The organism is Streptomyces sp. NPDC089919 (genome assembly GCF_040684615.1).
GTDB lineage: Bacteria > Actinomycetota > Actinomycetes > Streptomycetales > Streptomycetaceae > Streptomyces.
In genome coordinates this window covers 58,999-65,557 of sequence record NZ_JBFBGK010000040.1, presented here as the reverse complement: position 1 = coordinate 65,557, position 6,559 = coordinate 58,999, and the positions used below count along the sequence as shown (strand labels likewise).

Sequence of the window (6,559 nt, the reverse complement as noted above, 5' to 3'; positions counted from 1 at the left end):
GCCTCAAGCGCCGGCGGGGCTGGATTGGGCACGCGTAGGGCGGGCGGTCGGGAGGTGTGGGTCCCCGCGCCGCTTGACGGGGGTGGCCTGCAGGCCCTGCGGCAGGCCCACCCCTGGGACTTCGCGGCTTCGCCGTCGCCTGCGGCGATCCCAGGCCCACCCCTGGGACTTCGCGGCTTCGCCGTCGCCTGCGGCGATCCCAGGCCCGGGCCTGCCTCCGGCCCAGCCTGCCACCCCCGTCAAGCGACGCTCCCCACACATCCCGACCGCCCGCTGCGGGGCGTACCGGTACGCCGGGGCGGTGTCCGGACCGCGGAATGGCGTGGCGGGTCGGGGGCCGGCTCTCGTACGGTGCGGCAGCACCACGGGGCACCACGGCGCCGAGGGCATCGCACAGCACCAAAGGCACCAAAGGCACCACACGGCATCAAAGACACCGTACGTCCGCCTACCGAGGAGCGACCGCCATGCCCGACATCCCCTGGACCACCCCCACCGCGCCCGCCGCGGACGCCGAGGTCTTCCTGATGGCCTCGCGTTTCGAGACGGAGACCCTTTTCGGGGCGATCCGGTTCCTGCTGAAGTCGCCCGGGATCGTCCGCCAGGTGCGCAAGGCGCCCGGGGCGCACGGGGCGGCGCTGCGGGCCCGGGTCTTCAGCCGGACCTTCCTGACCCTGTCCGCCTGGGCGGACCGCGAGGCCCTGATGCGCTTCGCCCGCAGCGAGCCGCACCGTACCGACTCGCGGGCCGCCGCCGCGTACATGAAGGAGTCCGCCTTCGTCTTCTGGAGCGCCCCGGCCGCCGCGCTGCCGGTCCAGTGGCCGGAGGCCGAGCGGCGGCTGGCCGCCGAACAGGCGCGCAGCTGAGCCGGTGCCCCGCCGGGAAGCGGGGGCCGCGGACCGTACTCTTGTCCACGTGCAGGAACTCCAGGACGCCCCCCTCGCCCCGCTGACCACCTTCCGCCTCGGCGGTCCGGCCACCCGGCTGGTCACCGCGACCACCGACGCCGAGGTGGTCGCCGCCGTGCGCGCCGCCGACGAGAGCGGCACGCCGCTCCTGGTCATCGGCGGCGGCAGCAACCTGGTCATCGGGGACAAGGGCTTCGACGGCACCGCCCTGCTCATCGCCACCCGCGGCTTCACGCTCGAGGGCACCGAGCTGGAGCTCGCGGCCGGCGAGAACTGGAGCGAGGCCGTCGCCCGCACCGTCGAGGCCGGTCTGGCCGGCATCGAGTGCCTGGCCGGCATCCCCGGCTCGGCCGGCGCCACCCCCATCCAGAACGTCGGCGCCTACGGCCAGGACGTCTCCGGCACCGTCACCGAGGTGGTCGCCTACGACCGCACCCTCGGTGAGACGGTCACCCTGACCAACGCCGAGTGCGCCTTCGCCTACCGCCACAGCATCTTCAAGGACCACCCCGAGCGGTACGTCGTGCTGCGGGTGCGGTTCCGCCTGGAGGACGCCGGGGGCCTGTCCGCGCCGGTCAAGTACGCCGAGACGGCCCGCGCCCTCGGCGTCGAGGCGGGCGAGCGGGTGCCGGCCGCCACCGCCCGCGAGACCGTGCTGCGGCTGCGCGCCTCCAAGGGCATGGTGCTGGACCCCGAGGACCACGACACCTGGTCCGCCGGCTCCTTCTTCACCAACCCGGTCCTCACCGACGAGGCGTACGACGCCTTCCTCGCGCGGGTCCACGGCCGGCTCGGGCCGGACGTCGCCCCGCCCGCCTACCCGGCCGGCGAGGGGCGGACGAAGACCTCCGCCGCCTGGCTGATCGACAAGGCCGGCTTCACCAAGGGCTACGGCTCCGGCCCGGCCCGGATCTCCACGAAGCACACCCTCGCCCTGACCAACCGCGGCGAGGCCACCACCGAGGACCTGCTGGCCCTGGCCCGCGAGGTCGTCGCCGGGGTCCGGGACGCCTTCGGCGTGACCCTCGTCAACGAGCCGGTCACGGTCGGCGTCAGCCTCTGACAGGTCCCCGCCACCGATGCGCTGTCCGCTGCACGGGTCCGGCGCGGACCCCACCCGCCTGGTCGGACGCTCCCTGGTCCGGGTGACGGCCTCCTGGCACGTCTACGACGGGGAACGCTCCGAGGCGCCCCTCGACGTCTGGCTGACCGACGGCGAGGGCGAGACCACCCGGATCACCACCGGCTCCGACCACTGCCTGATCGTCGAGAGCGGCCCGCCCCACGAGCCCCACGACGTGGGGGAGTGGGGGCGCATCGAGGTCGGCGAGGACCTCGGCGACCACCCCTTCCTGCGCCACCTCGGCGAGGAGATCGCCTCGGTCGCGGAGTTCGCCCTGCCCGAGGAGGGCCGCAGCCGGCTCGAGGTGGTCTTCCCCGGCGGCCGGGTGATCTGCGACTGCCACGAGGGCGACCTGCGCCTCACCCGGGCCCCGGTGGCCTCCAGCGGTCCTCAGGGAGTCGTCAGCCAGTCGTCGATGCCGGCCAGGAGCTGCGTCCGGACGCCCTCCGGCGCGGCTGAGGCGCGTACCGACTGACGCGCCAGCTCCGCCAGCTCCGGGTCGGTGAAGCCGTGGTGCTCGCGGGCGATCGCGTACTGCGCGGCCAGCCTCGAACCGAAGAGCAGCGGGTCGTCGGCGCCCAGCGCCATCGGCACCCCGGCGTCGAAGAGCGTGCGCAGCGGGACGTCCTCGGGCTTCTCGTACACGCCGAGCGCGACGTTGGAGGCCGGGCACACCTCGCAGGTGATCTGGCGCTCGGCCAGCCGCTTCAGCAGCCGCGGGTCCTCGGCGGCCCGTACGCCGTGCCCGATGCGGGCCGCGTGCAGGTCGTCCATGCAGTCCCGGACGGAGGAGGGGCCGGTCAGCTCGCCGCCGTGCGGGGCCGCCAGCAGGCCGCCCTCGCGGGCGATGGCGAAGGCCCGGTCGAAGTCGCGGGCCATGCCCCGGCGCTCGTCGTTGGAGAGCCCGAAGCCGACGATCCCCCGGTCGGCGTAGCGCACGGCGAGGCGGGCCAGGGTGCGGGCGTCGAGCGGGTGCTTCATGCGGTTGGCGGCGATCAGGACGCGTATCCCGAGGCCGGTGTGGCGGGAAGCGGAATCCACCGCGTCGAGGATGACCTCCACCGCGGGGATCAGTCCGCCCAGGTGGGGGGCGTACGAGGTCGGGTCGACCTGGATCTCCAGCCACCCGCCGCCGTCCTTGACGTCCTCCTCGGCGGCCTCCCGGACCAGCCGCTGGATGTCCTCCGGGGCGCGCAGGCAGGACCGCGCGGCGTCGTACAGGCGCTGGAAGCGGAACCAGCCGCGCTCGTCGGTGGCGCGGAGCCGGGGTGGTTCCCCGGCGGTGAGCGCGTCGGGCAGCCGGACGCCGTACTTGTCGGCGAGCTCCAGCAGGGTCGACGGGCGCATCGAGCCGGTGAAGTGCAGGTGCAGATGGGCCTTGGGCAGAAGCGTGAGGTCGCGTGCGTGCTCCATCTGGTGATCCTGCCGCACGCGCGCCCCGAGCGGCAGTGCCTTTTCCCTTTCGGGGGCCGCTCCGAACGCGTTGCCGGGGGCGGGAACGCGGGAGCGGCGGCACCCCGAGGGGGTGCCGCCGCTCCCGGCGCGGGCCGCGGGCGGTTACGCCTTGGCCTCCGCGAGGAGCTTCTGGATCCGGGAGACGCCCTCGACCAGGTCCTCGTCGCCCAGGGCGTAGGAGAGGCGGAGGTAGCCGGGGGTGCCGAAGGCCTCGCCCGGGACGACGGCGACCTCGGCCTCGTCGAGGATCAGGGAGGCGAGCTCGGCGGAGGTCTGCGGGCGCTTGCCGCGGATCTCCTTGCCCAGCAGGGCCTTGACCGACGGGTACGCGTAGAAGGCGCCCTCGGGGGTCGGGCAGACCACGCCCTCGATGTCGTTGAGCATCCGCACCATGGTCTGGCGGCGGCGGTCGAAGGACTCGCGCATGGTGGCGACCGCGTCCAGGTTGCCGGAGACCGCGGCCAGGGCGGCGATCTGCGCCACGTTGGAGACGTTGGACGTGGCGTGCGACTGGAGGTTGGTCGCGGCCTTGATGACGTCCTGCGGGGCGATGACCCACCCGACGCGCCAACCGGTCATCGCGTACGTCTTGGCGACGCCGTTGACGACGATGCACTTGTCGCGCAGCGCCGGGACCAGCACGGGCAGCGAGGTGAAGGTCGCGTCGCCGTAGACCAGGTGCTCGTAGATCTCGTCGGTCATGACCCACAGGCCGTGCTCGACGGCCCACTCGCCGATGGCGCGGGAGTCGGCCTCGCTGTACACCGCACCGGTCGGGTTGGACGGCGAGACGAACAGGACGACCTTGGTGCGCTCGGTGCGCGCGGCCTCCAGCTGCTCCAGGCTGACCCGGTAGCCGGTGGTCTCGTCGGCGACGACCTCGACCGGGACGCCGCCGGCGAGCTTGATCGCCTCGGGGTACGTGGTCCAGTACGGGGCGGGCACGATGACCTCGTCGCCCGGGTCCAGGATCGCGGCGAAGGCGTTGTAGATCGCCTGCTTGCCGCCGTTGGTGACGAGTACCTGCGACGCGTCCACCTCGAAGCCGGAGTCCCGCAGCGTCTTCTCCGCGATGGCCTTCTTCAGCTCGGGCAGGCCGGCCGCGGGGGAGTAGCGGTGGAAGCGCGGGTCGCGGCAGGCCTCCACCGCGGCCTCGACGATGTAGTCGGGGGTCGGGAAGTCCGGCTCGCCGGCGCCGAAGCCGATGACCGGGCGCCCGGCGGCCTTGAGGGCCTTGGCCTTGGCGTCGACGGCGAGGGTGGCGGACTCGGAGATGGCGCCGATACGGGCGGACACCCGGCGCTCGGAAGAAGGCGTTGCAGAGGTCATACCGGCAATCGTCCCAGACCCCGAACGGCCCCCGCACAACGTTTCAGGGAGCGGACCCCGGCGGTCGGAGGACTTCCTGTTCGACGCGGCGACCAAGACCACGTACACTCACCTGTCGTTGGCCCTCACCGGCCGCTTCCAAGGCGGGCACTCCGTGCACCGGCTCGGATGCGGTAGGTTGGGGACGCAGCAAAGGGTCGTAGCTCAATTGGTAGAGCACTGGTCTCCAAAACCAGCGGTTGGGGGTTCGAGTCCCTCCGGCCCTGCTCCACACTCCTTCGCCGGATGTGTGCGCAGGTACGTACTTCGATGCACCGCCGTGCGGCTCAACCGGGCGCGGCACGGCCATGACCCGGATTCAGGTGAGAGACGTGACGGACGCCCTGGGCTCCATCGACATGCCTGACGCCGAGGACGAGACCCGCGAGAAGAAGGCCCGCAAGGGCGGCAAGCGCGGCAAGAAGGGCCCTCTGGGCCGCCTCGCGCTCTTCTACCGACAGATCGTTGCGGAGCTTCGCAAGGTCGTCTGGCCTACTCGCAACCAGCTGACGACGTACACCACCGTGGTGATTGTCTTCGTTGTCATCATGATTGCCCTGGTTACCGTGATTGACTATGGGTTCCAGGAAGCCATCAAGTACGTCTTCGGCTGATCCCCGCGGAGGGCGGCGCCTTGATGAGGCGACCGCCCTTTTTCGCATGTTCCACCCGATTTGTGACCAGGAAGAAGCAGCCACCGTGTCTGACCCGAACCTGAACGTGAGCCACGACTCCGTCGAGTCCGTCGAGGACGAGCTCGACATCGTCGAGGGCGCGGACGCTGTGGACCCTGACGAGGCCGAGTTCGCGGACGACGAGGCCGGCATCGCCGCCGAGGAGGCCGCTCTTCACGTCGAGGACGACGCGGACGAGCTCCAGGACGAGGACGAGGACGCGGACGACTCCGCCGAGGAGTCCGACGAGGACGAGGCCGACGCGGACGACGAGTCGGACGACGAGGACGCGGACCAGGCCGAGGCCGTCGCGGACGAGGTCGAGGAGGAGGCCGAGGAGGCCGCCCCCGCCGAGCCCGTGGACCCGATCGAGGCCCTGCGCAACGAGCTGCGCCTGCTCCCCGGCGAGTGGTACGTCATCCACACCTACGCGGGCTACGAGAAGCGCGTGAAGGCCAACCTCGAGCAGCGCGCCGTCTCGCTGAACGTCGAGGAGTTCATCTACCAGGCCGAGGTGCCCGAGGAAGAGATCGTCCAGATCAAGAACGGCGAGCGCAAGAACGTCCGGCAGAACAAGCTGCCCGGCTACGTGCTCGTCCGGATGGACCTGACGAACGAGTCCTGGGGCGTCGTGCGCAACACGCCCGGCGTCACCGGCTTCGTGGGCAACGCCTACGACCCGTACCCGCTGACCCTGGACGAGATCGTCAAGATGCTCGCGCCGGAGGCGAAGGAGAAGGCCGACAAGGCCGCCGCGGAGGCCGCCGGCCTGCCCGCGCCCGCCGTCAAGCGCACCATCGAGGTCCTGGACTTCGAGGTCGGCGACTCGGTCACCGTCACCGACGGTCCGTTCGCCACGCTGCAGGCGACGATCAACGAGATCAACCCGGACTCCAAGAAGGTCAAGGGCCTCGTCGAGATCTTCGGCCGCGAGACCCCGGTCGAGCTGAGCTTCGACCAGATCCAGAAGAACTGATCTTCGGATCGGCTCGCTGGACCCACAGCTTCCGGACAGGTCAGACAGCCCCTCG

General features: G+C 71.8%; 7 protein-coding genes and 1 tRNA gene. 6 read left to right on the top strand and 2 right to left on the bottom strand.

Annotated features, from left to right (window positions below; genetic code table 11):
- Positions 1–467 precede the first annotated feature (467 nt).
- The 3 genes from AB0O40_RS18285 to AB0O40_RS18275 are packed head-to-tail and all read left to right on the top strand — an operon-like array spanning position 468 to position 2,506.
- Positions 468–866 carry a DUF3291 domain-containing protein gene (locus AB0O40_RS18285; RefSeq protein ID WP_365042126.1) on the top strand — a complete coding sequence of 133 codons (399 nt, stop codon included), beginning with the start codon at positions 468–470 and terminating at the stop codon, positions 864–866.
- Between the two features lie 4 nt (positions 867–870).
- On the top strand, positions 871–1,971 hold the full coding sequence (locus tag AB0O40_RS18280) for a UDP-N-acetylmuramate dehydrogenase (protein WP_365042123.1): 1,101 nt from the start codon (positions 871–873) through the stop codon (positions 1,969–1,971).
- Positions 1,972–1,987: 16 nt separating this feature from the next.
- Positions 1,988–2,506 carry a hypothetical protein gene (locus tag AB0O40_RS18275; protein WP_365042120.1) on the top strand — a complete coding sequence of 173 codons (519 nt, stop codon included), beginning with the start codon at positions 1,988–1,990 and terminating at the stop codon, positions 2,504–2,506.
- Here AB0O40_RS18275 and AB0O40_RS18270 read toward each other — a convergent pair.
- Together AB0O40_RS18270 and AB0O40_RS18265 are read right to left on the bottom strand one after the other, a co-directional pair.
- A complete protein-coding gene (locus tag AB0O40_RS18270) occupies positions 2,422–3,444 on the bottom strand; it encodes an adenosine deaminase (RefSeq protein WP_365042117.1) in 1,023 nt (340 codons plus the stop codon). The genes AB0O40_RS18275 and AB0O40_RS18270 overlap by 85 nt on opposite strands.
- Before the next feature lie 144 nt (positions 3,445–3,588).
- Positions 3,589–4,815, bottom strand: a complete 1,227-nt coding sequence (locus tag AB0O40_RS18265) for a pyridoxal phosphate-dependent aminotransferase (RefSeq protein ID WP_365042114.1) — start codon at positions 4,813–4,815, stop codon at positions 3,589–3,591.
- Positions 4,816–5,008: 193 nt separating this feature from the next.
- Here AB0O40_RS18265 and AB0O40_RS18260 point away from each other — a divergent pair.
- The 3 genes from AB0O40_RS18260 (at position 5,009) to nusG (ending at position 6,504) form a co-directional block, all read left to right on the top strand.
- Positions 5,009–5,081 (top strand) — tRNA-Trp (locus AB0O40_RS18260).
- Positions 5,082–5,186: 105 nt separating this feature from the next.
- Positions 5,187–5,468, top strand: a complete 282-nt coding sequence (secE, locus tag AB0O40_RS18255; RefSeq protein ID WP_365042111.1) for a preprotein translocase subunit SecE — start codon at positions 5,187–5,189, stop codon at positions 5,466–5,468.
- 85 nt (positions 5,469–5,553) lie between these two features.
- On the top strand, positions 5,554–6,504 hold the full coding sequence (gene nusG / locus AB0O40_RS18250) for a transcription termination/antitermination protein NusG (protein WP_365042108.1): 951 nt from the start codon (positions 5,554–5,556) through the stop codon (positions 6,502–6,504).
- Positions 6,505–6,559: the final 55 nt, after the last annotated feature.

Bases quoted from the DNA above. Each gene is read 5' to 3' on its own strand.
- AB0O40_RS18275 (WP_365042120.1), top strand. From the start codon at position 1,988: ATGCGCTGTCCGCTGCACGGGTCCGGCGCGGACCCCACCCGCCTGGTC.
- AB0O40_RS18270 (WP_365042117.1), bottom strand. From the start codon at position 3,444: ATGGAGCACGCACGCGACCTCACGCTTCTGCCCAAGGCCCATCTGCAC.
- AB0O40_RS18265 (WP_365042114.1), bottom strand. From the start codon at position 4,815: ATGACCTCTGCAACGCCTTCTTCCGAGCGCCGGGTGTCCGCCCGTATC.
- AB0O40_RS18285 (WP_365042126.1), top strand. From the start codon at position 468: ATGCCCGACATCCCCTGGACCACCCCCACCGCGCCCGCCGCGGACGCC.